Source organism: Candidatus Pelagibacter communis, from assembly GCF_001179845.1.
Classification (GTDB): Bacteria; Pseudomonadota; Alphaproteobacteria; order Pelagibacterales; family Pelagibacteraceae; genus Pelagibacter; species Pelagibacter ubique_Q.
In genome coordinates, this window is the sequence record NZ_CVSB01000049.1 from 60,777 (window position 1) to 85,891 (window position 25,115).

Below are 25,115 nucleotides of genomic sequence, written 5' to 3' on the forward strand. Positions count from 1 at the left end.
ATTATCAAGTTTTAATTTTTAAAATATTCACTATATATAAAATATGTTCATTCAAACAGAAGTAACACCAAATCCAAATTCTTTAAAATTTCTTCCTGGGAAGAAAGTTTCAAACAGTGGTCCTTATGAAATTACAAATAAAGAAGATATGCAAAATGAATTGGTGAGAAATATTTTGTCAATTAATGGTGTTGAGGGTATTTTTTTAGGGCAAGATTTTATTTCAGTAAATAAAAACGAAAACATTAAGTGGGACGAAATAAAACACATCGTAATTTCTCTAATAAATGATTTTTACGCAGATGGTAAAGAATTTGTAATTGATGAAAATATAAAAGAGGAAGTTTTAGATTTAAGTGAAATTGAGGAAAAAATTGTAAAGATTTTAGAGCAAAAAATAAGACCTGCTGTTGCAAGAGATGGTGGAGATATAAAATTTAAAGAGTTTAAAGATGGAGTTGTAAAGGTACAATTACAAGGGAGTTGTTCTGGTTGTCCTAGTTCAACAATGACTTTAAAACAAGGTGTTCAAAATCTTTTATGTCATTACCTACCAGAGGTAAAAGAGGTTGTTGCAATACAATAATTTACTATGAGAAAATTTAAAAAACCAAATTTTATGAAAAATAAAAGTTTTGACATAATTTCAAGATTTTTTTTAAGTTCTTTTATTTTGATTTCATTCTTTTATGTGGCACCCATAGTTATTAATTTTAATGATAAAAATTTTATTAATAAAGAATTCACAAACAATTCAAAAAATATTTTAAATAGAGCTTTAAACAAAGATGAACTAATAGAAGAAGACTCAAAAGCAAATGCTGATGAAAGAGATTTATTATATGATATTTTAGAAGAGAATAATTCTGAAATTAATCTAGTCAGATACACAACATCCGAGATAGACTCACTATTTAAAGAGGTAAATTATAATTTAAAAGATGTCAGAGATAAAAAATTAGTAAAACCAATAGATATTGGTCTTTTACCGAATGAAATTAAAAATATCGGAAACACTAAAAAAAGAAAAGATATGTTTATAAAAATTGTTCTCCCTTTAATAGTTAAGGAAAATAATAAAATTAGAGTTGATAGAAAAAGATTATTCACAATTTTAAATAAAAATAGCAACACTGATATTGAAAAAAAATGGTTAGAAAAAAAATATAAACAATATGGTGTTAAACAGAATGATTTATCTACTTTAAAAATAAGGATGGATGAAATACCAGTTTCGCTTGCTATAGCTCAAGCTGCTAAAGAAACTGGCTGGGGTACTTCAAGATTTGCTTTAAAGGGAAATGCTTTATTTGGACAATGGACTTGGTCTGGTGAGGGCTTGAAACCTAAAAATGCAGATGAGGGCAAAGATCATAAGGTTATGAAATTTCATAGTTTGCAGTTGTCAGTAAGAGCTTACTTAAGAAATTTAAATACCCATTCAACATACAGAGATTTAAGAAAAGCTAGAACAGAACTTAGAAATCAAAATAAACCTTTAGACAGTTTAATTTTGTCTAAATATTTAGATAAATATGCTGAAACTGGTAGTCAATATATTGAAGTTTTGCAGAAAATTATTGAACAGAATAACTTAAAAGATTTTGATGAGGCGAGATTGTTGCCTTCAAGTAAAGATCTAGAAAGTTTGATTTAATATTCATTTATTTTTTATAGGGAATTGAACACCAAACCATCTCCATTTTCCATTTTCATTCAGAGAACAATTAATTCTACCTCTTCTTGGTTTGAATGGCTCTCTAAATTCAATTGTTAAAGAATTATTAGCAAAACTTGTTTTTGATTTTTTCCAAACATCACCCTCATTAGAATAACAATTAATATTAGATAAATTTTTTTGTTGCTTGAAAAATTCAACTTTAAAATTTGGAGGGTTTGTATTTTCGAATAATTGTTTTTCCTCCGGAAGTATTCTTTTATATTCAAGTGGAAAATAATTTATTATTGATCTAAATCTTTTTAACTCTCCATATTTTTCATTAATTGGAAATCTAGGTAATTCAAATTTATCTTTATTTAAATCAATTACACCAGAATGCTGACCAAAAGCATATTTAAAATTTTTAGATATATAATCTTTCATAAACTTAGAGTATTCACCAAATGGATATGAAAATAGATTAGGGACATAACCAAGTTCTCTTAAAAAAATTGTATTGGCTGTTTCAATATCTAAAATAAATTCGTCATTGCTTACATCGATAAGATATTCATGAGTATGAGAATGATGACCTATATATGTAAAATCATTAGCTTCAATTTCTTTAATTTGTTCCCAAGTCATATAACCTTTATTTCCCACTGGCTCAGTTGAAACAAATAAAATAAATGGAATTTTATTTTCTTTTAGATAAGGCCATGCTTCAGTATAAAAAGATTCAAAAGCATCATCGATAGTTATAAGAATTTCTTTTTTTTGTTTTGGTTTATTAAACTGTTCATCAAAATTATTTGGATTATGAAAATTAAAATCTGAGTTCTTAATAATATTTATATGTTCCTCAAATATATCCATTTTAATATTGGTTGAGGGGTACTTATTCTCATTAAAACGATGATACATAATTGATAGAATTCCTTCATCATTGGAATAGTATTTGATATTATTTTCATCTGATTTAGAACTGATATTAGAAAATAAAAGAATTATGAATAAACTGATAATTGATGTAGCCAGTGAAAAAATTTTTTTAATGATCATAACTAGTAATGATATTTATAATATTACTAAAGAGAATACTAAAATTAATTATGAAAAATTAACTTTAATTATTAATGATTTTTTAAATTCTCATCAATTAAACTTGAAAGATATTAATACAATTTATTTAAATAGAGGGCCTGGAAGTTTTGCAGGAATACGAAATTCGCTTTCTATAGTTAAAGCATTTAATTTAACTAATAATATTGATTATTATTGTTACAGTATTCAAGATTTTAAAGGTGAAAAAAACATAAAACACGAAAATATCCCTGATTTGTGCGATAAATTTAATATTAAAAAAAATTTGATTAACCCTATTTATTTAAGTTAAAATTATTTTATGTCAGAAACAATAGAGCAAAAATGTATAGCAAAAGGAGTTAAATTAACTGATCAAAGAAGAGTAATTGCACAAGTAATGTCCGACTCTTCTGACCATCCGGATGTAGATGAGCTTTACAATAGAGTATCTAAAATTGATCCAAAAATAAGTATTGCAACTGTTTATAGAACGGTAAAACTGTTTGAAGAGTCTGGAATATTAACAAAGCATGAGTTTAAAGGTGGAAAAGCTAGATATGAAGAATTAAATGAAGGCCATCACGATCATTTAATAGATGTGAAAACTGGTGAAATCATAGAGTTTGTAGACGAAGAAATTGAAAAGTTACAAAAAAAAGTTGCAGAAAAATATGGATATAAATTAGTAGACCATAAATTAGAATTATATGGGGTTAAGAAAAAATCCCAATAATTATGAATCAAAAAATATTTATTAAAACTTTTGGATGTCAAATGAATGAGTATGACTCTAATAGAATATATGATTCAGTTAAAAAAATTGGTTATGAAAAAACAGAAAAATATGAAGAAGCAAATTGTTATCTTTTAAATACATGTCATATCAGAGATAAAGCAAAAGAAAAAGTTTACTCAGAAATAGGTAGAGTAAAAAAAATATTTAGATCTAAAAAAAAACCATTGGTGATTATTGCAGGGTGTGTTGCTCAAGCAGAAAACCAAGAAATGCTTAAAAGAGAACCTTACATTGATTTAGTAATTGGTCCTCAAGCTTATCATAAAATTAATGATACAATTTTCAATTATATTAAAAAAAATAAAAAGATTGAAGAAACCGAATTTGATGCGGTTTCTAAATTTAAATATTTAAGTAAAATAAAAAATGAAGCTGGAAAAGTATCATCTTTCTTAACTATTCAAGAAGGATGTGATAAGTTTTGTAATTTTTGTGTAGTTCCATATACAAGAGGACCAGAATATTCTCGACCATTAAATCAAATTTTAGATGAAGCAAAATATTTAGCTGACAATGGCGCAAGAGAAATTGTTTTACTTGGTCAAAATGTTAATGCTTATGATAATGAAGGATACAGACTATCAGATTTAATTTTAAATATTGAAAAAATATCTGAAATTAAGAGAGTTAGATATACAACATCTCACCCAAAAGATATGACACAGGATTTGATCGAAGTTTATAAAACTTCTAAAAAGTTAATGCCACTTGTGCATTTACCTGTCCAAAGTGGATCTAATAAAATTTTAAACTCAATGAATAGAAAACATACTATTGAAGAATATTTAAATACTTTTGATATATTAAAAGAAATTAATCCAAAGATAGAATTTTCAAGCGATTTTATCATAGGTTATCCTGGTGAAGAAGATAAGGATTTTAAAGATACCTTTAATTTAATTGAAAGGGTTAAATTTATTAACTCTTACTCTTTCATTTTTAGCCCAAGACCTGGAACAGTAGCTGAAAATTTAGACTTAATTGAAAAAAAAATTTGTATTGAAAGATTAGAAAAAATTCAAAATATCTTATTCGAAAATCAAATCCGAATGAACAACTCATTGAAGGGGAAAATTATTGATGTTTTGGTCGAAAATTTGACTTACGATAAAAGCAAAGCTTTTGGTAGATCTGAGTATATGACATCTGTAATTTTTAATGGTAAAAAGAATGATATTGGAAAAATAGTGCAAGTGAGAATTAAAGATAGTAATAGAAATACTTTATTCGGTGAAGTTATAACTAATTCGGATCAGAAGGTTGCATAGAATTTGAGTGGAATAACTAAAAAAAATATTGATCAGTCTTTAAAATTTGTTTATTCAGATAACAACTCTTTAAGCGTTATATTTCATGACAATAACTTGTTAATGGGTGTTGTTGGGGAATTTAATAAAAATTTACAAGAATTAGAAAAAATTACAAATTGCAACTTATATTCAAGGGGAAATTCAATTTTAATTAAATCAACACATGAAAAGAATGAAAAAATTAAAAATGCTATTCAATTTTTGGCTAATCAGTTTATTAATAATGGAAGTATAGAGAATAAAGATATACTTTCATCGGTTGATAACTTTATGATTAATGAAAAAGTAAAAAATAATAATGTTACAGATATTATCAAAACTCCAAAAAAATCTATAATTCCTAGATCTGAAAAACAAAAAAGCTATGTGAGAGCTTTGAGAGAGAGTGATATTATAATTTCAGCAGGGCCCGCAGGAACTGGAAAAACTTTTTTGGCAGTTGCTGTAGGTCTAACTATGCTTCTAGAAAAAAAGATTGAGAGAATTATTCTTTCAAGACCAGCTGTAGAAGCAGGCGAGCGTTTGGGATTTTTACCTGGTGATATGAAGGAAAAAGTAGACCCTTATCTTAGACCTTTATATGATTCTTTATATGATCTCTTCGACTTTGAAAAAATACAAAGAATGATTGAGATTGGAGATATAGAGATTGCACCTTTAGCTTTTATGAGAGGTAGAACTCTAAAAAATTCCTTTGCAATTTTAGATGAAGCACAAAATGCTACGGATACTCAGATAAAAATGTTTTTAACTCGTATTGGAGAAAATTCTAAAATTGTTGTAAATGGTGACCCATCTCAAATTGATTTACCAAATAAAAGCATGTCAGGATTAGTTCGATCAAAAGAGTTACTAGGGCATTTAAAGGAAATATCCATAGTTGATTTTGATCATTCAGATGTAGTTAGACATCCACTTGTTTCTAAAATAGTCAAAGCATACTCAAATAATGATTAGTATTAACGTCTTCTCTGAGGAGAAGGCTTGGTCAAAAAGACTTAAAAATAAGGACATTTTTTTTAAAAAAATATGTAAAGCTTTTCCGAAAAAATATAAATTTTTGAATAAAAAAGTAACCTTAACAATATTACTTTCAAATAATCAGAATATTAAAAAATTAAATAAAGTTTTTAGAAAAAAAAATAAATCTACCGATATATTATCTTTTCCATTAAATAAAAAAATAAAAATTACAAAAAATACTTATCTTGGAGACATTATCATCAGTTATAATTATCTAAACAAACCAAGATCACAAAATTTAAAATCTTTTAAAGAAAATGTTACTAAATTATTCATACATGGTTTTCTTCATCTTTTAGGTTTTGATCATAAAAAAAATAAAGATTATTCCAAAATGTTAAAAGAGGAAAATCTATTATTTAAATCTGTACAATCAAAAATAAATTAAATTGAAAAATAAATTTTATATTGAATTAATTTATTTAATTTTAATAGGAGTGCTTACTTCCTTAAGTTTGCCTCCATTTAATTATGTTATAATAAATTTTTTAACTTTTAGTTTATTCTATATATTTTTAATAAAAAAAATCGAGTTTTATGAAAATAAAATAATATTTTTCCTTTATGGTTGGTTATTTGGTTTTGGTTATTTTGTAAGTAATTTATATTGGATCTCAATATCATTAACGTTCGATCAAAATTTTAAGTTTTTAATACCTTTTACAATAATATTAATACCTTGTTTCTTAGCCTTGTTTTATGCTTTAGTTGCTTATTTATTTGTGGTTTTAAAACCAAAAAATAATTTAAGCTCATTTTTTCTTTTTTCTTTAATATTTGGAATAGTAGAATTTGTTAGAGGATCAATACTAACTGGTTTCCCTTGGAATTTAATTGCTTATAGTTTCTCTAATCAAATCGAAATTTTAAATATTATATCAGTAATAGGCACATACAGCTTTAATCTTTTCTGTATTTCATTATTTACAAGTCCATCAATATTTATTTTAAGAGAAAATAAAAAAGATATTAGTGTTTGTGTTGCGTTTCTTATTACAGCAATGTCGTTTTATGTACTTGGTTCACAAAATTTAGAAAAATTTAACAAACAAGAAGTAAAAAATCTTGACTATAAAGTAAGAATTTTGAGTTCAAATATAAGTATAGATAGATTTTATAATAATATCGATCCAATAGCTGTTATAGAAGAGCTAATTGAAATCAGCGCTCCTAAAAAAAGTGAAAAAATAATTTTTATTTGGCCAGAGGGTATAATTCCAGGTATTTCACAATACCAATTAAAAGAATACAAGTGGTTATTTGAAAATAAATTTAACGAAAATCATTTGTTAGCAATTGGTATCAATATTAAAGAAGATGAGAATAAAACTATTAAACATTTTAATTCATTATCTATTTTTGATCACAATCTAAATATAATAAATTCATATAAAAAAATAAACCTTGTTCCTTTTGGTGAATTTTTACCTTTTGAAAAATTACTAAAAGGTATTGGCCTAAAAACAATTACTAATGACTACCAATCATATTCGAAAGGTAAAGAAAGAAACATAATTAATCTGAATTATAATAATTTATCAGTGAAAATATTGCCTCTCATTTGTTATGAGATAATTTATTCTGGCAAAATTTTTACAAACAGTAATTTTGATTATATTGTAAATATTTCCGAAGATGGCTGGTTTGGTAAGTCAATTGGTCCAGAGCAACATTTTACTCATAGTATTTTTAGAGCTATAGAGAGTGGAAAATATGTTTTAAGGTCAGCAAATAATGGGACAACAGCAATTATTAACCCAATGGGAGTTATTGAGCAAAAAGTCGATATTAATAAATCTGGTTATGTAGATTTAAGTGAGTCAAGAAAAATTCAGATGAGCTTGTTTACAAAATTTGGAAATAAAATTTTTGGATTTATAATTTTGTTGTATATTTTTTTAATATTTTCATTTAAGAAAAGTAAAAATGAGTAATTTAAAAAATTATCTTTTCACAAGTGAATCTGTCTCCGAGGGACATCCAGATAAAGTGTCTGATAGGATTTCAGATATGGTTGTTGATAGTTTTATTTCTGGAGATCCATATTCTAGAGTTGCTTGCGAAACACTTACTACCACAAATAAAGTTGTTCTAGCTGGTGAGGTGAGAGGACCAGAAATTAAAAAAGATGAATTAATTGAAAAAGTAAGAAATTGTATAAAAGATATTGGTTATGACCAAGAAGGATTTACCTGGAAAGAAGCTACAAAAATTGAAAGTCACTTACATTCCCAATCAGCTGATATTGCTATGGGTGTAGATTCCTCTAGCAATAAAGATGAAGGAGCTGGAGATCAAGGTATCATGTTTGGATACGCTTGTAATGAAACGGATGTTTTGATGCCAGCACCAATTCATTATTCTCATAAAATCTTAAGATTAATGGCTGAAGATAGAAAATCTGGAAAATTAAAAAATATTGAACCAGATTCAAAAAGCCAGGTAACATTCGAGTATGTTGATGGAAAACCATCAAAAGTAAAATCTGTAGTTATATCTTCACAGCATTCACCAGATGTTAATCAATCGCAAGTCAGAGATTTACTTAGACCTTATATGTTAAAATCCATTCCTGAGAATTTTCTTGATGGTTTTAATGAAAACGAGTTTTATGTAAATCCTACAGGAAATTTCGTAATTGGTGGTCCAGATGGAGATTGTGGTTTGACAGGTAGAAAAATTATTGTTGATACTTATGGTGGAGCTGCACCTCATGGTGGTGGTGCTTTTTCAGGAAAAGATCCAACAAAAGTTGACAGATCAGCCGCTTATGCGGCAAGATATATTGCTAAAAATATTGTTGGTTCTAAGATTTCTGAAAAATGTCTAATTCAGTTAGCTTATGCAATTGGCGTATCAAAACCATTATCTATTTATGTTAATTTATTTGATAACGATCTAGATAAAAATAAATTTGTTGTAGAAAAGATTAAAGAAAATTTTGATTTGAGCCCTAGAGGTATCAGAGAAATGTTGAATTTAAATAAACCAATATATGAAAAAACATCTGCTTATGGTCATTTTGGTAGAGCACCTGAAGAAAATGGTTCATTTTCATGGGAAAAAACTGATAAAACTAACGTTTTTTTTAGATAGTTTCTGTTGAATTAAAAAAAAACTTTACTATATTGCAACTACATTATTGAACTTTACAAGATGGGCTTTAGCCCATTTTTTTTTGGAGCAAACAAAATTATGTTGAATAAAAGAGCAGATAAACTTGAATTATTAAGAATTGCTGAAGCCGTAGCTTTAGAAAAATCAATTGATAAAGAGCTAATCATAAATTCTATGGAAACGGGTATTGCCAAAGCTGCAAAATCTAAATTTGGACAGGAAAATGAAATTAAAGTTTCTATAAATAGAGACAATGGAGATATTGAACTTTTTAGAAAATTGATTATCGCTGAAAATCCAGAAAATGCAAATACAGAGATAAAATTGGAAGATGCAATTAATTTAAATGAATTAAACAAAGATAAGACTATTGGTGACGAAGTATTACAGCCACTTCCTTCTTTTGATTTTGGAAGAATAGCTGCACAAACCGCAAAGCAGGTGATTAGTTTTAATGTAAGAGAAGCTGAAAGAGAAAGACAATTTAGCGATTTTGTTGATAAGAAAGACTCAATTTTAAGTGGAATTGTAAAGAGATTAGAATTTGGAAATGTAATTGTTGATTTAGGTAGAACTGAAGCAATAATTCAAAAAAATGAATTAATACCTCGAGAAAATATTAAAGCAGGTGACCGTATAAAAGCATATTGTTATGATGTTAGAAGAGAACCTAGGGGGCAACAAATATTTCTTTCTAGAGCTCATCCTAAATTTATGGAAAAGCTTTTTGTTCAAGAGGTTCCCGAAATTTATGATGGACTAATAGAAATTAAATCTTCTTCAAGAGATCCTGGAAGTAGAGCTAAAATATGTGTTAAAGCAGTTGATACATCTCTAGATCCAGTGGGAGCTTGTGTAGGTATGAGAGGTTCAAGAGTTCAAGCAGTTGTAAATGAACTTCAAGGAGAAAAAATTGATATAGTTAATTGGTCAGAAGATCCTGCTATTTTGGTTTCAAATGCGTTATCCCCTGCTGAAGTACAAAGGGTTAACGTTGATAGTGAAAGAAAAAAACTTGATGTAATTCTTACTGAGGAAAACTTAAGCAAGGCAATTGGAAGAAGAGGTCAAAATGTAAGACTTGCGACAAAACTCTTAAATTATGAAATTAACATAATGACAGATTCAGAAGAGTCTGAACGAAGACAATTAGAATTTAAAGAAAAAACAGAGAACTTTGTAAAAAATTTAGAGTTAGATGAAACGTTGGGTCAGTTACTTGTTGCTGAAGGTTTTTCAACCATTGATGATATTAAAGATAGTTCAACTGAAAATTTGATGAAGATAGAGGGTATAGATGAAGATACAGCTAAAGCATTGATAGAAAGAGCAAAAGAGTTTCATGAAAAGGATCAAGAGGATATCTCTCAGAGAATTAAAGAATTAGGTCTTGAAGATGCCTTGATTAATTTAAAGGGATTAACACCGGGAATGTTAGTCACACTTGGTGAACAAAAAATTTTAAGTTTAAAAGATTTTGCAGACTTAGCATCTGACGAATTAACTGGTGGTTATGACGTAGTTAAAGGTGAGAGAGTAAAAATTCAAGGTTATCTTGAAGATTTCGCTTTATCTAAAGAAGAAGCGGATGAATTAATTATGTCTTCCAGAAACATTGTTTATAAAGATTGAGTGATGAGGTATGGAGAAAAAAACAAAATTAACAATTTCAGGCTCAGCCAAAAAATCAATCAAGAGTATTGAGATTGCTAAATCTCAAGGAAAAAATTCTGTAGTAATTGAAAAACAAACTGGAAAATTCTCGAGTAGAAGTGGATCGTTTAGATCTAGTACGAATAAGTCAAGAACAACCTCAACTTTAAACAGAGGAACACCATTAAAACCTTCATTTAATCCTAAATCACCCCCTATAACAAACAATTTTGAAAAGAGAAAACTAGCAGAGCAAAGAGCTACTAAACGACTTAAAGGAGATAGTGAAAACAAAGATAGGAAAACTTTAAAAGCAGGAACAAAGAAGAGAGAGTTAAAGTTAACTGTATCAAGAGCACTAAGTGATGAGATTGATGCAAAACAAAGAAGTTTAGCATCAGTAAAGAGAGCAAGACAAAAAGAAATTAAAAATGCTACAAAAGATAATTCTCAAGAAAATTTAAAACCGATTAAAAGAGATGTTAATATTCCTGAAGCAATCACAGTAAGAGAACTTGCAAATAGGATGGCTGAACAATCAAGCAATGTAATTAAGCATTTGTTTGGTATGGGTGTTACTGTGACTATTAATCAAACATTAGCTGCAGATACTGCAGAATATTTAGTTAAAGAATTTGGTCACAATCCAATTAGGGAAGAAAAAGCAGAAGAAATTATTCAAAAAATAAAAGCTTCAAGAACAGAAAATTTAAAAAATCGACCACCAATAGTTACCGTCATGGGTCATGTGGATCATGGCAAAACATCAGTACTAGATGTGCTCAGAAGTGCGAACGTGGTTTCAGGAGAATTTGGTGGAATAACCCAACACATAGGAGCTTATCAAATTGAAAGTCAAGGTAATCAATTAACATTTATTGATACGCCAGGCCATGCTGCATTTACAGAAATGAGAGCAAGAGGATCAAAATTAACAGACGTGGTTGTTTTAGTCGTTGCTGCTGATGATGGAGTTAAACCTCAAACAGTTGAGTCTATTAAACATGCCAAAGCTGCAAATGTTCCAATAGTTGTAGCAATTAATAAATGTGACTTACCAGAGGCAGATCCTCAGAAAATAAAAAATCAATTATTAGAGCATGAATTAATTGCGGAAGATTTATCTGGTGATACTTTAATGGTTGAAATTTCAACTAAAACAAAACAAAATTTAGATAAATTAGTAGAGTCAATAATACTACAAGCAGAGATTTTAGATCTTAAAACGGATTATGAATCTAAAGCTACAGGTATAGTTTTAGAATCAAAAATTGATGTTGGAAGAGGTCCAGTTGCAAATATAATTGTAACAACAGGAACACTTAAGAGAGGTGATTTTTTTGTAAGTGGTTTAAAGTGGGGGAAAGTAAGAGCTATTATTAATGATAAAGGAAAAAATATTAATGAAGCATTACCTTCTACTCCTATTGAAATTTTAGGAATAAATGGTGCAGCCAAAGCTGGAGACGATTTCATTGTTCTTGATACAGAAAAAGAAGCAAAGACACTGAGTGAAAATAGAGCTCAAGAGAGTAAGGATGGAAAAAATCCAATATCTTTTGCAACACAAGACTCTGCCTTTTCAGATAAATCTACTGAAGAATTAAATTTAATAATTAAATCTGATGTACATGGATCATCAGAAGCAATCAAAAATGCAATTAATCAAATCAAACATGATGAGGTTAAACCTAAAATAATTTTAGCAGATATTGGAATGATAACAGAAACAGACGTTACATTAGCTAAAGCTTCAAATGCAGTATTAATAGCTTTCAATGTTAAACCAAGTAAAGAAGCAAAAAAACTTGCTGAGAATGAGAAAATAAAAATATCTTCTTACAATATTATTTATGAGGTTTTAGACTATATTAAACAAAGAATGTCAGGATTATTGGCGCCCGATGTACAAGAAAAAATTACTGGTACTGCACAAATTTTAGAAATATTTAAAGTTTCGGGCGCAGGTAAAGTTGCTGGTTCAAAAGTAACTGAAGGAGAAATTAATAGTACTTCAGATGTAAGAATTATTAGAGATGGTACTATTATATATACTGGCAAAGTTTCAACAATATTTAGAGAAAAAAACCAAGTTAAACAGGTAAGTGATGGTCAAGAATGTGGAATAACCGTTAAAGATTATATAGATTTCCAAAAAAATGACACAATAGAAGCATTTAGTGTTACATCTACTGAGAGGTCAATTTAATGGCAGATAGAATAGGAAAACCAGTGTCACAAAGACAGTTAAGAGTAGGTGAAATGATTAAGCAGTCTTTAAGCATGATTTTTATAAGAAATGAGGCTAAGGTGCCAAATTTAGAAACAAACACTATAACGGTTACTGAGGTTAGAATGAGTCCTGATTTAAAAATTGCTAAAGCATATGTTCTTCCATTGGGTGGAAAAGATGCGGAGGAAACAATTAGTGTTCTAAAGGAATACTCATTTTTAATTAGAAAAATCTTATCACAAAAAGTGGTTATGAAATTTTTACCAAAATTACTTTTTAGAAAAGACGAATCTTTTGAGTATGCGGAAAAAATAGAAAACTTAATAAAACAAACAAATAAATAGGAAGAAAGAGGCATGAACAAAAAGGCACAAGAATTAGCAATACACGATAAAGACACTGGATCTTCAGAGATACAGATCGCTTTGCTAACAGAGAAAATTGAAACTCTCTCTAAACATATTAAGCAATTCAAAAAGGATAAACATTCATCTGTTGGATTGTTGAGAGCGGTAAATAGAAGAAAGAAATTGTTAGAATACCTAAAGAAAAATAAAATGGATTCTTACAAAAATGTACTGTCGAAATTGAATTTAAGAAAATAGAAGTCAAGATAGATAGAATGGAATGGAACGAAACGAACGAAACGAAATGGAAATGAAATGTTTAAAGTATACAAGAAGGAAATTGAAGTAGCAGGAAAGAAGATAAGTTTAGAAACAGGTAAAGTAGCAAGACAGGCAGACGGTGCAATAATCGCAACATGTGGAGAGACAGTCGTACTAGCAACAGCAGTGGGAGCAAAAAAAGTAAATCCTGATATGGATTACTTTCCATTATCTGTAAATTATCAAGAAAAATATTATGCAGCAGGAAAAATCCCAGGTGGATATTTTAAAAGAGAAGCAAGACCAACTGAAAGTGAAACATTAATCTCTAGATTAATTGATAGACCTATCAGACCTCTGTTTCCTGATGAATTTAAAAATGAGGTACAGTTATTACCAACTGTAATTTCATACGATAAAGAAAATGAACCAGATATTTTATCAATCACTGCTTCATCAGCAGCATTAGCTATATCAGGAATGCCATTTATGGGGCCTGTAGGAGCTTCAAGGGTTGGTTTTATTGATGGAAAATATGTTTTAAACCCATCTAAAGCAGAGTTAGAAAAATCGAAATTAGATTTAGTTGTAGCAGGTACAAAAGATGCTGTGCTTATGGTTGAGTCTGAAGCAAGTGGTTTAACAGAGGAAGAAATGTTAAACGCAGTTAAATTTGGACATGAAGGATTTGTTCCAGTAATTGAAATGATCGAGGAACTTGCAAAAGAATGTAGAAAACCTGAGTGGATAGTTGAGAAAAAAGATTTATCTGAAGTTAAGAAAAAACTTGAGGAAACTTTTACGGAAGATCTTAAGAAAGCTTTCGCAACAAGAGATAAACAGGATAGATCAAATCAAATTTCAGAAATCACTGATAAAGCTAAAAAGCTTTATGAGGAAGATGAAAACTACACTGATCTTGATGTTAACAGTCAGTTAAAAAATCTTGAAAAATCAATTGTCAGAACCGATATTCTAAAAAACAAAAATAGAATTGACGGAAGAGGTTTGTCAGACGTAAGACCTATTTCTTGTGAAGTAGGTGTTCTACCAAGAACCCATGGTTCTGCATTATTCACTAGAGGTGAAACTCAAGCAATTGTTGTAGCAACTTTAGGAACATCTGATGACGAACAAAGAATTGAAAGTTTAGATGGATTACAAAGAGAGCGATTTATGCTTCACTATAATTTTCCTCCTTTTTCAGTTGGGGAAACTGGAAGAATTGGAACAGGTAGACGAGAAATTGGTCATGGTAAACTAGCTTGGAGAGCAATTAACTCTTCATTACCTTCAAAAGAAGCATTTCCATATACTTTTAGAGTAGTTTCAGAGATTACAGAATCTAATGGTTCTTCTTCAATGGCTACTGTTTGCGGAACTTCTTTAGCATTAATGGATGCTGGTGTACCAATAAAAGAGCCAGTTGCTGGTATTGCAATGGGATTAATTAAAGAAGGTGATGATTTCAGCGTCCTTTCAGATATCCTAGGTGATGAAGATCATCTTGGTGACATGGACTTTAAAGTTGCTGGAACTAAAGATGGAATTACTTCTCTTCAAATGGATATCAAAATTACAGGTATTACTTTTGAAATTATGGAGCAGGCATTGAGCCAAGCTAAAGATGGAAGAGTTCACATCTTAGGAGAAATGAATAAAGCATTGTCAGCTTCAAGATCTGATGTTGGAAAACATACTCCAAAAATGGAACAAGTTAATGTTGATAAAAAAGACATTGCTGCTGTCATTGGAAAAGGCGGTGCAACGATCAGAGAGATTGTTGAAAAATCAGGTGCAAAAGTAGATGTAAATGATGAAGGTGTGGTAACAGTTGCTGCTCCAGATGAAGAGTCTAGAAATATCGCAATGCAAATGATTAAAGACATCACTGCAAAAGCTGAATTAAACAAAATTTATTCAGGTAAAGTAATGAAGATTATGGAGTTTGGTGCATTTGTTAATTTCTTAGGAAAACAAGATGGACTAGTTCATATCTCAGAACTTGCAGATAAAAGAGTTGCTAAAGTAACTGATGTTGTTAAAGAAGGCGATGAAGTAAAAGTTAAAGTCATTGGTTTTGATAGAGGTAAAGTTAAACTTTCTATTAAACAAGCATTAGTATAAATTTATTTATTAGAAAAAATTTTTAAATATTAGAAAAATCTATTATTTCATCATTTTTTTTAAAGCTCGGAGAATAACGTAAAATTGGCTTTCCGTCACATTTAGTAATTTTTTCTAATACTGTAATTTCTGCGTAATTTGAATACCTGGTAAAAGGTAAACCATCACGATAAATTACTTTTGCTTTTGAACTTTTGAAATGACTATCATTCAGCTTTGGAAATCCTTTATTAAGTATGTTCCTTCTAGTGATGTTATTAGAAAATTGATAGGATGGTTCCACTATTAAAATATATTTTGAGGAAATTCTTATCATCTCATTTATTATTTTTTTTGCAAGGTGTGGGACTTGCTCAATACAGTAGTGAGTGAATGATATATCAAAAGAATTATCTTCATATGGAATATTTGATGCATCACATGCTATTAAATGATCAATCTGAATATTTTTTTTTTCTAAAAATGCCTTACCATGTTTAAGTCTGTTGGGCGATAAATCAAGGGCAGAAATAAATTTCAAATTATTTATTTTTTTAATTATTGGATAAAGAGTTGTTAGCTCACCAGCACCAACCTCAATTAAAGACTTTAAGTTATGATGATTACAAAATCTTGAAACTATATTTGTTATTGGTTTTATAGCCCTTCCACCTTTGATTAGATAAATTTTATTTTCATGATTATTAAAAGCTAAAAAATCTTTCTTTTTTAAAATTCCTTCTTCCATTTTTTCTTCATCATAAAATTTATCAATGTATAAGCCTGATATTTTCTCATATTTAGCTTTTACTTCTCTGACTGATCTATTTTCATTATAAACTTTTTTTTCTTTTATAAATAGATTCAAAAAATCTACTAAATACCTTTTAACAATTAATTTAAACAATTTATATAAACTAAATTGATGTATATTTTTTATATGAGAAGTTAAAGAATTTTTAACAGGTTCTTTTAATATTTTATCAAAACTGATTTCACTTGTTTCACCTAAGAATTTTCTATCCAGTAGTGTTTTTTTAATATCCATTATGCATGATTATACAATATTTTTAGGATCTGGCATCCCAACCTTATTATATCCGGCGTCTACATAGTGAATTTCACCAGTAACTCCGTTTGCAAGGTTACTTAGTAGATATAATGCTGAATTACCAACATCATGAATATCTACATTTCTTTTAAGGAAAGAATGGTTTTCATTCCACTTATATAAGAATTTTGCATCCCCAATAGCAGAAGCTGCTAATGTTTTAATAGGACCTGCGCTAATTGCATTAACTCTAATTCCTTTAGCACCCAAGTCCCTTGCTAGATATTTAACACTAGATTCTAAAGCAGCTTTACATACTCCCATTACATTGTAATTTGGAATAGCTTTGCTTGCTTCATAGCTTAAGGTAATTAAACTTCCGCCTTCTTTCATTACTTTAGAAGCTTCTTTTGCAACTTCAGTAAATGAAAAGCATGAAATTAACATACTTCTTAAAAAGTTTTCTCTAGTCGTATTTAAATATTCACCTGACAATTCTGATTTATCAGAGAAAGCAACTGCATGTACTACAAAATCAATTTCACCCCATTGAGATTTGATATCTTTAAATAGTTTTATTACTTCTTCTTTTTTTTCAACATCACAGCTAAATGTAGTTTTTGAATTTAATTTTTCTGCTAAAGGAACTACTCTTTTTTTTAGAGCATCACCTAGATACGTAAATGCAAGTTCCGCTCCAGCCTCAGCAAGTTTTTGAGATATACCCCAGGCAATGGATCTTTCATTAGCGACACCCATGATTAACCCTTTTTTACCTTTCATTAAACTCATAAATTAAACCTTTTCAAAAATTAAAGCTGCATTTGTTCCACCAAAACCAAAGCTATTTGACATTACTGTATTTAAATTTGCTCCTGTTTCAGTTTTGGAAACTATGGGAAACTTTTTAGCATCATCATCCATCTTAGTAATATTTGCAGAGCCTGTTATGAAATTATTTTTCATCATTATTAAACAATAAATTGCTTCATGAACTGAAGCAGCTCCTAAAGGGTGACCTGATAAAGATTTTGTTGAACTTATTTTAGGAACATTGTCTCCAAAAGTTTCTTTAATAGCATTAAGCTCAGTTATATCCCCTACTGGAGTAGATGTTCCATGAGTATTAATGTAATCAATTTTATTTTTAGCAGTTGCCATAGCCATTTTCATACATCTAACTGCACCCTCACCAGAAGGTGCTACCATATCGTAACCATCTGAAGTTGCTCCATAACCGGTTAATTCCGCGTATATTTTAGCACCCCTTGCTTTGGCATGTTCATATTCTTCAAGCACTAACACTCCGGCACCACCTGCGATCACAAATCCATCTCTTGTTTTGTCGTAAGCTCTTGAGGCTGACTCAGGGGTATCATTATATTTTGAGGACAATGCAGTCATCGCATCAAACATTGCTGTCATAGCCCAATGAATTTCTTCACTTCCACCTGCAAAAACAATATCTTGTTTACCCATTTGAATTAATTCCATAGAATTTCCTATGCAGTGTCCACTAGTTGCGCAAGCAGAGCTCATCGTATAATTAGTTCCTTTTATTTTAAATGGAACAGCAAGTGTTGCTGAAGCAGTACTAGCCATTGTTCTGGGAACAATAAAAGGCCCCATTAATTTTGGTGTTTTCGCCCTAGTTTTATCTGCTGCAAGAATTACGTTTTCAATTGATGGGCCACCAGATCCCATTACAATCCCAGTTTTAAAATTACTTACTTCACTTTCTTCTAATCCAGAGTCCTCAATTGCCTCTTTCATTGCAATATAATTATAAGCTGAGCCTGAACCCATAAACCTAATTGTTTTTCTATCGATATGATCTTCAAGTTTAATATTTGGTTTACCATGAACATGGCTTTTTAAATTGTGCTCCTTGTATTCCTCAGCATAAGAAATCCCTGATTTTGAGTTTAATAAAGATTGATGAACTTCCTCTTGATTATTTCCTAAGCAAGAAACTACTCCTAAACCAGTAATAACTACTCTTCTCATTATTTAAATAAACCTACCTTTAAACTTTCTGCTGAATATATTTTTTTATTATCTGCAAGAACAATTCCATTTGCAAGCCCAACAGTTGTTCCTCCAGGAGACATAATTTTTTTCATATCTATTTCATATCTTACATTTTTTACACTCTGTAAAACTTCACCTGTAAATTTCACAGTACCCACTCCTAAAGCTCTTCCTTTTCCAGAATTTCCTAGCCAACCTAGAAAAAAACCTACGAGTTGCCACATAGCATCTAAACCTAAGCACCCTGGCATAACTGGATCTTTTTTAAAATGACAATCAAAAAACCAAAGATCATCTTTAATATCTAATTCAGCTTTTAAAGAGCCTTTATTAAATGTGCCATTATTTTCATTGATTTCGGTTATTCTGTCAAACATAAGCATTGGTGGAAGAGGTAATTTTGCATTACCAGGACCAAAAAGATCACCATTTCCACAAGTTATAAGGTCATCGTAGGAATATGAGTTTTTTTTCATAATTTTGAGTTCCCTTAATACTTGATTTAATGCTAATATAATATAATAAAACATTATAATTTTTATTCATACATTAGAATAATTATAAACAATTATGGTAAAAAACTGCAATTTTATTGAAAAATTGAGAGGACTAGGACTTAGACCTACAAAACAAAGAGTTAAAATGTGTGAGGTCTTATTCAATAGAGAAAAAACTTTTCATTTCACAATAAATGATCTTGTTAAAATGATATCAGAAGAAATGAATGAGAAGATTTCCTTAGCCACAGTTTATAATACAGTTCACGCATTTGAAAAAAAAGGATACCTAAAAGAAATTACAATAAACAGTGATAAAAGTTATTTTGATACCAATACATCTGTACATCATCATTTTTATGATGAAGACACCCATGAGTTAATAGATTGCGATGAAAATGATATTGATCCGGTTAATATAAAAAAAAATATTACTGGAAAAAAAATAAATTCAGTTGAAGTTTTGGTTAAAGTTGCGAGTGATAATCAAAATCAAAAAAAATTAAATTAAATCAATAATTTAAAATCTACATTATAACAATTCTAAACTGTTGACATATTTCATATAACTATTATATGGTCAGTAACATTTAAAAGGAGAAAATAATGTCTTTAAAAGGAAGTAAAACAGAGGAAAACTTAAAAGCAGCATTCGCTGGAGAAAGTCAAGCAAATAGAAGATATCTTTATTTTGCACAAAAAGCAGACATCGAAGGTTACAATGATGTAGCTACAGTTTTTAGATCAACAGCAGAAGGTGAAACTGGTCACGCTCATGGTCATTTAGAATACTTAGAGCAAGTTGGTGACCCTGCTACAGGAAAACCAATTGGTGAAACTAAAGCTAACTTAGCTTCAGCTATTGAAGGTGAAACTCATGAGTACACAGATATGTACCCTGGTATGGCTAAGACTGCTAGAGAAGAAGGCTTTGAAGAAATCGCAGACTGGTTCGAAACTTTAGCTAAAGCTGAAAAATCACACGCTGGTAAATTCCAAAAAACTTTAGAGTCTATTAGCTAACTAAATTTCTTAGTGGGCGTTTAACGCCCACTAAAAACAATTCAAATTTAAAATTTTATAAAATGGTAGAGCAAATTTTACAAATACTTAAGGATTGGTTTAATGAACCCGTTGTTCTGGTTTCTTTATCATTAATTATTATTTCTAACTTAGTCATATGAGCAAAGAAGGAAGTTTAGGTGCACCTATAAGACATCCTATAGATTTTGAGCATCCTGATTTTTTAAATCCCGAAAAGTTAGACGCTGAAATGAGAAGAGTGTTTGATATTTGTCACGGATGCCGAAGATGCTTTAATCTCTGCGATTCATTTCCAAAGTTATTTGACATGATTGATGAGTCTACAAATGAAGATGTTGAAAGCCTATCTAGTGATCGATTTGCTCCCGTCGTAGATGCATGTACTTTATGTGATATGTGTTTTATGACCAAATGCCCATATGTTCCACCTCATGATTTTGATTTAGATTTTCCACATTTAATGCTGCGATATAGAACAGCTCAAAAAAAATTAGATAAATTACCAAGTGTACCAACACAATTAGCCCAAATAGATCGAAACGCTAAAATTGGTGTTATGTTCTCAAAAATAGTTAACTGGGCATCAAATATTAAAAATAAATTAATGAGAAAAATCTTAGAACTAATTACTGGAATAGATAAACGAGTTCAGTTACCAAAATATAACTCAGAAACTTTTTCAAATTTTTTTAAAAAAAATAAAGATAAGATAAATTATCAAACACCTTCAAAAGATAGAAAGGTTGTTATCTACTCAACCTGTTTTGTAAATTTTAATAAAAAAAATACAGGTGTTGCTGCTTTAAAAGTTTTGAAAAAAAATGGTGTAGAGGTTCAGGAGGCTTACCCTGGTTGTTGCGGGATGCCATTTTTAGAGCAAGCAGATTTGCCAAAGGTTGTTGAACAAGCGAAAAAAGTTTCTAAGGATTTAATCGAATGGATTGATAAAGGATATAAAGTAGTAACCTTAACAGCAAGTTGTGGATTGATGTTAAAATTCGAATGGCCTTTATTATTACCAGACAATGAAAAAATAAAAAAATTATCTGCAAATGTTATGGACATTGATGAGTATGTGGTTGACATAGCGAATAATGAGGGGTTAGCAGAAGGATTAAATAAGATTGATGGAGGAGTAACCGTGCATCATGCTTGTCATGCTAGAGCACAGAATATGGGTATCAAAGCAAGAGATATGTTAAAATTGATACCAAACATTAAAATTGATGTAGTTGAAAGATGTGCAGGTCATGGAGGAACTTTTGGAGTAATGAAAGAAACTCATGATTTAGCAAATAAAGTTGGAAGACCTACAGCTAGACAAATAAAAACTAAAAATAATAAGTATATGGCTTCTGATTGTCCTTTAGCTGGTAAACATTTAAAACAGTTAGAAGTTGATACAAACATAACTAATGATGAGGCACTACATCCTATCGAATTAATGGCAAAAAGTTATAACTTATGATCATGCCGAGAGAAAAAAGAGAAATTCAGAAAGAAGACATTATGCCTTTAGATGTTTATACAGAAAAGAGACGTGAATTAAGAAAAAGTATTGTTGATTATAAAAAAAATAGAAGAGTTGCATTAGGTCCTTATGCAACTTTTTATTTTGAAAGTTATGAAACAATGTTAGCTCAAGTGCAAGAAATGCTGTACATAGAAAAAGGTGGTGATGAGCAACTCCAGGATGAGTTATCTGCGTACAATCCTTTAATACCTAACGGCAAAGAACTAACAGCAACTTTAATGTTTGAAATAGATAATCCTATCTCAAGAGCTGCGTTTCTTGGAAAAGTTGGTGGAATAGAAGAAACAGTATTTATGAAAATCAATGGTGAGAAAATTAAAGCAGTTCCGGAAGAAGATGTTGACAGAACTTCTGCTGAAGGAAAAGCTTCCTCAGTACAGTTTATTCATTTTAATTTTACTGATGATCAAATAGAGAAATTTCAATCTAATAGCTCAGAAATTGAGCTTGGAATTGATCATAAAGAATATTCTCATAGCACAAAATTATCTACAGAAAATATAGCCTCTTTATCTACTGATTTTAGTTAATTTAGCCCCCAAATATTATCTGTTTTAATCCAACCTTCAAATTCTTCTGATTTAATTTTACACCAATTTTGTTCACATTTTTCTATAATTAATAATCTTCCCTCTTTTATTTGAGCAATTGGTTTAGCAAAAGATGTAGGTTTTTTAAATAAAACTTTATCTTTCGTGGCTATTACAGAATTACTTTTTTTTAATTGAGAGATATGAATCCACCCACTGTTATTTTTTAAATCTATAATTCGCCTAAAATTTTCTTTTTTATCAATTTGTTTTAATGGAAGATTTATTTTTTTATAAACATATTTAATATCAGATTCAAAACTTGGTCCATAGCGAACATTTACTTTATTTTTTTTAAGAGAGACAAAAATTTCATTAGCAAACGAGATGTGAGTAAAAAATAATAAAAAAAATACTATATAAATTTTTTTTATTATTAATTGCATAGGCATTTTTTTCTTTTATTGATTTTTGCTTTTCTGAAATTTAAATTTAATAGATCTAGAATTAGAATGTATCCATTTAAATTTTGTCCAATATTTAATATTTTTTTCAAAACTTCATTTGCCTGCAATGTACCTATTGTGCCCGCAACAGTTCCTAAAATTCCCTCATATTCACAATTTAAAATTTCATCAGATATTGTGTCTTCTTGATAAAAACATCTCAAGCAAGGATTTTTTTTGTTGGTAAAATTAAAAGTAAAAATGTGTCCATCAAACTTACTTATAGCACCGGTGACTAGAAATTTTTTATATTTTAGACTTAAATCATTTATTAAAAATTTACTTTCAAAGTTATCAGTCCCATCAACAATATAGTCATAATTTTTAATAATTTTTTCAAATGTAGTTTTATTTAATTTTAAATTAAAAATATGTATTTTTGTTTTTGAATTAATTTTATTTAATTTTTTTTTTGCAATTTTTACTTTTGATTGATTTATATCTTTTTCATTATAAAGACTTTGTCTGTGAATGTTAGAGAGACTTACAGTATCATGATCTATAATTCCAAGTGTGCCAATACCTGATCGAGTTAAAAATTCTGCTACTGGGCAACCTAGACCTCCCATACCAATTATCAAAACTTTAGATGATAAAATTTTTTTTTGACCTGGTGCTCCAATATTTTTAAGAATTATTTGCCTTGAGAATTTCTCTATTTCTTTTTTGTTTAAATTTTTGCTCATTTTCCTGTTGAGCCAAACCCACCTTCTCCTCTAATTGTTTCTGGTAGATCATCAGTTTCCTCGAGATCCATTTTAATTACAGGAGTTAAAATCATTTGCGCTATTCTATCATTATTATTTATCAAGAAATCATTTTTACCATGATTAAAAAGAATTACTTTTATTTCTCCCCTGTAATCACTATCAATAGTTCCAGGTGTATTTAAAACACTTATACTATTTTTTGCAGCTAAACCGGATCTTGGTCTTATTTGGATTTCGAAATCATTTGAAAATGCAACAGCAAGCCCAGTTGGAACTAAACATGAAGAGTTTGGTTTAAGATTAATGGGTTCTTTTATTAATGCCATTAAATCCATGCCTGATGCACCCTCTGTTTTATAAGCAGGTAATTCAACCGCAGGGTCTAACTTTTTGATAAGAACTTTTGCCATTAATTTAATTGATCAAGTATTCTATCAACTATTTCATCAGAAATTCCAGATTTTTTTTTGTATGAAAGTTTTTCTTTTTTAATGTCTCTATTCTTATAATGAATTGTTACCTCATTATAATCAGAATTAAATCCTATATCTTTATTTGATACATCATTAGAAATTATCCAGTCGCAATTTTTCTTGTTTAATTTTTCCTCTGCATTTTTATCAATCTCATTAGTTTCTGCTGCAAATCCAATGACAAGATCAGGTCTCATGGAGTTATGGTTAGACACATAATGAAGTATGTCTACATTCTTTTCTAAATTTAAGTTTAAGTTCTCTTGTTTTTTAATTTTATTTTCATATTTTTTATTAATTTTAAAATCAGCTACTGCAGCAGAAAAAATTGCTACATCAACAGGTAAATTTTCTTGAGTGGCAACTAACATTTCATCTGCTGTTTCGACTTTTATAAGATTAATATCTTTAGTTATTTCAAGATTAGTTGGACCTGATATTAATGTTGTATCAAAACCTTTTTTGGATAATGATTTTGCTAATTCATATCCTTGTTTGCCACTTGATTTATTCGTAATAAAACGAACTGGATCTATGTACTCATTAGTTGGACCTGCTGTAACTAATGCTTTAAATTTTTTGTTATTTTTTTGAGTTAAGAAATATTTATCAATTTCTTCAGCAATTATTGATGGGTCTGACATTTTACCATCTCCATATTCACCACATGCCATTTCACCAACCTCAGGACCAATTAGTTTATATCCAAACTCTTTTAATTTTTTTATATTTGTTTTAGTAGTTGGATGTTCCCACATTCTTACATTCATTGCTGGTGCTAAAATAATGTCTTTATCTGAAGCCAAAACAACAGTAGATGCTAAATCATCAGTTGTTCCTTGAGCCAGTTTTGAAATTGTATTTGCAGTTGCAGGCGCAATTACAATTATATCTGCCCATCTTGAAAGTGAAATATGATCCATTTCTGTCTCATTTTCTACGCTAAATAAATCGCTATAAACTTTACCTTGAGAAAGTGATGTTACTGAAAGTGGAGTTACAAACTCTTTCGCACTTGTTGTAAGAATTGTCTTTATATCTGCGCCATTTTTTTTAAAAAGCCTAATTGTTTCAAGACTTTTATAAGCAGATATTCCTCCACAGATAATAAATAGTATTTTTTTATTTAACAAATTTTTCATTTCCA

Annotated in this window: 27 protein-coding genes; 18 read left to right on the forward strand and 9 right to left on the reverse strand. The window is 29.3% G+C overall.

Going from position 1 to position 25,115, the window contains the following annotated elements; genetic code table 11:
- Positions 1-43: 43 nt before the first annotated feature.
- Both AMN81_RS05255 and AMN81_RS05260 read left to right on the forward strand, forming a co-directional pair.
- A complete protein-coding gene (locus AMN81_RS05255; RefSeq protein WP_072091019.1) occupies positions 44-586 on the forward strand; it encodes a NifU family protein in 543 nt (180 codons plus the stop codon).
- A 6-nt stretch (positions 587-592) separates the two neighbouring features.
- Positions 593-1,657, forward strand: a complete 1,065-nt coding sequence (locus tag AMN81_RS05260) for a glucosaminidase domain-containing protein (protein ID WP_080986917.1) — start codon at positions 593-595, stop codon at positions 1,655-1,657.
- 3 nt (positions 1,658-1,660) lie between these two features.
- On the opposite strand, the gene AMN81_RS05265 is transcribed toward AMN81_RS05260, so the two are convergent.
- Complete coding sequence (locus AMN81_RS05265) at positions 1,661-2,722, reverse strand: polysaccharide deacetylase family protein (protein ID WP_072091020.1); 1,062 nt, start codon at positions 2,720-2,722, stop codon at positions 1,661-1,663.
- Here AMN81_RS05265 and AMN81_RS05270 point away from each other — a divergent pair.
- The 12 genes from AMN81_RS05270 (at position 2,715) to pnp (ending at position 15,613) form a co-directional block, all read left to right on the forward strand.
- Positions 2,715-3,056 (forward strand): peptidase M22, encoded by a 342-nt coding sequence (locus AMN81_RS05270; RefSeq protein WP_256998234.1) that lies wholly within the window; start codon positions 2,715-2,717, stop codon positions 3,054-3,056. The genes AMN81_RS05265 and AMN81_RS05270 overlap by 8 nt on opposite strands.
- A 9-nt stretch (positions 3,057-3,065) precedes the next feature.
- Positions 3,066-3,479, forward strand: a complete 414-nt coding sequence (locus AMN81_RS05275) for a Fur family transcriptional regulator (protein ID WP_023854494.1) — start codon at positions 3,066-3,068, stop codon at positions 3,477-3,479.
- 2 nt (positions 3,480-3,481) lie between these two features.
- On the forward strand, positions 3,482-4,810 hold the full coding sequence (gene miaB, locus AMN81_RS05280; protein ID WP_072091022.1) for a tRNA (N6-isopentenyl adenosine(37)-C2)-methylthiotransferase MiaB: 1,329 nt from the start codon (positions 3,482-3,484) through the stop codon (positions 4,808-4,810).
- Between the two features lie 3 nt (positions 4,811-4,813).
- Positions 4,814-5,809 carry a PhoH family protein gene (locus tag AMN81_RS05285; RefSeq protein ID WP_072091023.1) on the forward strand — a complete coding sequence of 332 codons (996 nt, stop codon included), beginning with the start codon at positions 4,814-4,816 and terminating at the stop codon, positions 5,807-5,809.
- Positions 5,802-6,263 carry an rRNA maturation RNase YbeY gene (ybeY, locus tag AMN81_RS05290; RefSeq protein WP_072091024.1) on the forward strand — a complete coding sequence of 154 codons (462 nt, stop codon included), beginning with the start codon at positions 5,802-5,804 and terminating at the stop codon, positions 6,261-6,263. Before AMN81_RS05285 ends, ybeY begins: the two co-directional genes overlap by 8 nt.
- 1 nt (position 6,264) lies before the next feature.
- Entirely contained in the window at positions 6,265-7,809 is a 1,545-nt protein-coding gene (gene lnt / locus AMN81_RS05295) for an apolipoprotein N-acyltransferase (RefSeq protein ID WP_080986918.1), read from the forward strand.
- Positions 7,802-8,971: a methionine adenosyltransferase gene (gene metK, locus AMN81_RS05300; protein WP_072091026.1), complete on the forward strand. Its 1,170-nt coding sequence runs from the start codon at positions 7,802-7,804 to the stop codon at positions 8,969-8,971. The genes lnt and metK overlap by 8 nt, the downstream gene beginning before the upstream one ends.
- A gap of 99 nt (positions 8,972-9,070) precedes the next feature.
- A complete protein-coding gene (gene nusA / locus AMN81_RS05305) occupies positions 9,071-10,624 on the forward strand; it encodes a transcription termination factor NusA (RefSeq protein ID WP_072091060.1) in 1,554 nt (517 codons plus the stop codon).
- Between the two features lie 10 nt (positions 10,625-10,634).
- Positions 10,635-12,854, forward strand: coding sequence for a translation initiation factor IF-2 (gene infB, locus AMN81_RS05310; RefSeq protein ID WP_072091027.1), 2,220 nt, complete (start codon positions 10,635-10,637; stop codon positions 12,852-12,854).
- A complete protein-coding gene (gene rbfA / locus AMN81_RS05315) occupies positions 12,854-13,222 on the forward strand; it encodes a 30S ribosome-binding factor RbfA (protein WP_023854486.1) in 369 nt (122 codons plus the stop codon). The genes infB and rbfA overlap by 1 nt, the downstream gene beginning before the upstream one ends.
- Before the next feature lie 12 nt (positions 13,223-13,234).
- On the forward strand, positions 13,235-13,483 hold the full coding sequence (gene rpsO / locus AMN81_RS05320; protein ID WP_023854485.1) for a 30S ribosomal protein S15: 249 nt from the start codon (positions 13,235-13,237) through the stop codon (positions 13,481-13,483).
- A 57-nt stretch (positions 13,484-13,540) separates the two neighbouring features.
- Positions 13,541-15,613, forward strand: coding sequence for a polyribonucleotide nucleotidyltransferase (pnp, locus tag AMN81_RS05325; RefSeq protein WP_072091028.1), 2,073 nt, complete (start codon positions 13,541-13,543; stop codon positions 15,611-15,613).
- A gap of 22 nt (positions 15,614-15,635) precedes the next feature.
- Here pnp and AMN81_RS05330 read toward each other — a convergent pair whose 3' ends face one another.
- Genes AMN81_RS05330 through fabA form a run of 4 tightly spaced genes read right to left on the reverse strand, consistent with a single transcriptional unit; the run spans position 15,636 to position 19,150 of the window.
- Positions 15,636-16,640 carry a class I SAM-dependent methyltransferase gene (locus AMN81_RS05330; protein WP_072091029.1) on the reverse strand — a complete coding sequence of 335 codons (1,005 nt, stop codon included), beginning with the start codon at positions 16,638-16,640 and terminating at the stop codon, positions 15,636-15,638.
- 9 nt (positions 16,641-16,649) lie between these two features.
- Complete coding sequence (locus tag AMN81_RS06330; RefSeq protein ID WP_102133215.1) at positions 16,650-17,435, reverse strand: enoyl-ACP reductase FabI; 786 nt, start codon at positions 17,433-17,435, stop codon at positions 16,650-16,652.
- A 3-nt stretch (positions 17,436-17,438) separates the two neighbouring features.
- A complete protein-coding gene (gene fabB, locus AMN81_RS06335) occupies positions 17,439-18,650 on the reverse strand; it encodes a beta-ketoacyl-ACP synthase I (protein WP_102133216.1) in 1,212 nt (403 codons plus the stop codon).
- Complete coding sequence (fabA, locus tag AMN81_RS05340) at positions 18,650-19,150, reverse strand: bifunctional 3-hydroxydecanoyl-ACP dehydratase/trans-2-decenoyl-ACP isomerase (protein ID WP_072091030.1); 501 nt, start codon at positions 19,148-19,150, stop codon at positions 18,650-18,652. The genes fabB and fabA overlap by 1 nt, the downstream gene beginning before the upstream one ends.
- A gap of 94 nt (positions 19,151-19,244) precedes the next feature.
- Between fabA and AMN81_RS05345 the strand changes: the two genes are divergently transcribed.
- From AMN81_RS05345 to AMN81_RS05360, 4 genes are all read left to right on the forward strand, one after another.
- Entirely contained in the window at positions 19,245-19,682 is a 438-nt protein-coding gene (locus tag AMN81_RS05345; protein WP_072091031.1) for a Fur family transcriptional regulator, read from the forward strand.
- A gap of 95 nt (positions 19,683-19,777) precedes the next feature.
- Positions 19,778-20,194 carry a rubrerythrin family protein gene (locus AMN81_RS05350; RefSeq protein ID WP_014953887.1) on the forward strand — a complete coding sequence of 139 codons (417 nt, stop codon included), beginning with the start codon at positions 19,778-19,780 and terminating at the stop codon, positions 20,192-20,194.
- A 157-nt stretch (positions 20,195-20,351) separates the two neighbouring features.
- Positions 20,352-21,683, forward strand: coding sequence for a (Fe-S)-binding protein (locus AMN81_RS05355; protein ID WP_072091032.1), 1,332 nt, complete (start codon positions 20,352-20,354; stop codon positions 21,681-21,683).
- Positions 21,684-21,685: 2 nt separating this feature from the next.
- Positions 21,686-22,279, forward strand: coding sequence for a DUF3501 family protein (locus AMN81_RS05360; protein WP_072091033.1), 594 nt, complete (start codon positions 21,686-21,688; stop codon positions 22,277-22,279).
- On the opposite strand, the gene AMN81_RS05365 is transcribed toward AMN81_RS05360, so the two are convergent.
- Genes AMN81_RS05365 through coaBC form a run of 4 tightly spaced genes read right to left on the reverse strand, consistent with a single transcriptional unit; the run spans position 22,276 to position 25,110 of the window.
- Positions 22,276-22,725, reverse strand: coding sequence for an SH3 domain-containing protein (locus AMN81_RS05365; protein WP_102133217.1), 450 nt, complete (start codon positions 22,723-22,725; stop codon positions 22,276-22,278). The genes AMN81_RS05360 and AMN81_RS05365 overlap by 4 nt on opposite strands.
- Entirely contained in the window at positions 22,716-23,471 is a 756-nt protein-coding gene (locus tag AMN81_RS05370; protein WP_072091034.1) for a HesA/MoeB/ThiF family protein, read from the reverse strand. The genes AMN81_RS05365 and AMN81_RS05370 overlap by 10 nt, the downstream gene beginning before the upstream one ends.
- Positions 23,468-23,905, reverse strand: a complete 438-nt coding sequence (dut, locus tag AMN81_RS05375; RefSeq protein ID WP_072091035.1) for a dUTP diphosphatase — start codon at positions 23,903-23,905, stop codon at positions 23,468-23,470. The genes AMN81_RS05370 and dut overlap by 4 nt, the downstream gene beginning before the upstream one ends.
- Complete coding sequence (gene coaBC, locus AMN81_RS05380) at positions 23,905-25,110, reverse strand: bifunctional phosphopantothenoylcysteine decarboxylase/phosphopantothenate--cysteine ligase CoaBC (protein WP_072091036.1); 1,206 nt, start codon at positions 25,108-25,110, stop codon at positions 23,905-23,907. Before coaBC ends, dut begins: the two co-directional genes overlap by 1 nt.
- Between the last annotated feature and the right edge of the window lie 5 nt (positions 25,111-25,115).

What these genes read in the sequence shown, in the direction of transcription:
- AMN81_RS05255 (WP_072091019.1), top strand. Translation starts at nt 44, where the DNA reads ATGTTCATTCAAACAGAAGTAACACCAAATCCAAATTCTTTAAAATTT.
- AMN81_RS05260 (WP_080986917.1), top strand. Translation starts at nt 593, where the DNA reads ATGAGAAAATTTAAAAAACCAAATTTTATGAAAAATAAAAGTTTTGAC.
- AMN81_RS05270 (WP_256998234.1), top strand. Translation starts at nt 2,715, where the DNA reads ATGATCATAACTAGTAATGATATTTATAATATTACTAAAGAGAATACT.
- AMN81_RS05265 (WP_072091020.1), bottom strand. Translation starts at nt 2,722, where the DNA reads ATGATCATTAAAAAAATTTTTTCACTGGCTACATCAATTATCAGTTTA.
- AMN81_RS05275 (WP_023854494.1), top strand. Translation starts at nt 3,066, where the DNA reads ATGTCAGAAACAATAGAGCAAAAATGTATAGCAAAAGGAGTTAAATTA.
- miaB (WP_072091022.1), top strand. Translation starts at nt 3,482, where the DNA reads ATGAATCAAAAAATATTTATTAAAACTTTTGGATGTCAAATGAATGAG.
- ybeY (WP_072091024.1), top strand. Translation starts at nt 5,802, where the DNA reads ATGATTAGTATTAACGTCTTCTCTGAGGAGAAGGCTTGGTCAAAAAGA.
- metK (WP_072091026.1), top strand. Translation starts at nt 7,802, where the DNA reads ATGAGTAATTTAAAAAATTATCTTTTCACAAGTGAATCTGTCTCCGAG.
- nusA (WP_072091060.1), top strand. Translation starts at nt 9,071, where the DNA reads ATGTTGAATAAAAGAGCAGATAAACTTGAATTATTAAGAATTGCTGAA.
- infB (WP_072091027.1), top strand. Translation starts at nt 10,635, where the DNA reads ATGGAGAAAAAAACAAAATTAACAATTTCAGGCTCAGCCAAAAAATCA.
- rbfA (WP_023854486.1), top strand. Translation starts at nt 12,854, where the DNA reads ATGGCAGATAGAATAGGAAAACCAGTGTCACAAAGACAGTTAAGAGTA.
- rpsO (WP_023854485.1), top strand. Translation starts at nt 13,235, where the DNA reads ATGAACAAAAAGGCACAAGAATTAGCAATACACGATAAAGACACTGGA.
- pnp (WP_072091028.1), top strand. Translation starts at nt 13,541, where the DNA reads ATGTTTAAAGTATACAAGAAGGAAATTGAAGTAGCAGGAAAGAAGATA.
- AMN81_RS05330 (WP_072091029.1), bottom strand. Translation starts at nt 16,640, where the DNA reads ATGGATATTAAAAAAACACTACTGGATAGAAAATTCTTAGGTGAAACA.
- AMN81_RS06330 (WP_102133215.1), bottom strand. Translation starts at nt 17,435, where the DNA reads ATGAGTTTAATGAAAGGTAAAAAAGGGTTAATCATGGGTGTCGCTAAT.
- fabB (WP_102133216.1), bottom strand. Translation starts at nt 18,650, where the DNA reads ATGAGAAGAGTAGTTATTACTGGTTTAGGAGTAGTTTCTTGCTTAGGA.
- fabA (WP_072091030.1), bottom strand. Translation starts at nt 19,150, where the DNA reads ATGAAAAAAAACTCATATTCCTACGATGACCTTATAACTTGTGGAAAT.
- AMN81_RS05345 (WP_072091031.1), top strand. Translation starts at nt 19,245, where the DNA reads ATGGTAAAAAACTGCAATTTTATTGAAAAATTGAGAGGACTAGGACTT.
- AMN81_RS05350 (WP_014953887.1), top strand. Translation starts at nt 19,778, where the DNA reads ATGTCTTTAAAAGGAAGTAAAACAGAGGAAAACTTAAAAGCAGCATTC.
- AMN81_RS05355 (WP_072091032.1), top strand. Translation starts at nt 20,352, where the DNA reads ATGAGCAAAGAAGGAAGTTTAGGTGCACCTATAAGACATCCTATAGAT.
- AMN81_RS05360 (WP_072091033.1), top strand. Translation starts at nt 21,686, where the DNA reads ATGCCGAGAGAAAAAAGAGAAATTCAGAAAGAAGACATTATGCCTTTA.
- AMN81_RS05365 (WP_102133217.1), bottom strand. Translation starts at nt 22,725, where the DNA reads ATGCAATTAATAATAAAAAAAATTTATATAGTATTTTTTTTATTATTT.
- AMN81_RS05370 (WP_072091034.1), bottom strand. Translation starts at nt 23,471, where the DNA reads ATGAGCAAAAATTTAAACAAAAAAGAAATAGAGAAATTCTCAAGGCAA.
- dut (WP_072091035.1), bottom strand. Translation starts at nt 23,905, where the DNA reads ATGGCAAAAGTTCTTATCAAAAAGTTAGACCCTGCGGTTGAATTACCT.
- coaBC (WP_072091036.1), bottom strand. Translation starts at nt 25,110, where the DNA reads ATGAAAAATTTGTTAAATAAAAAAATACTATTTATTATCTGTGGAGGA.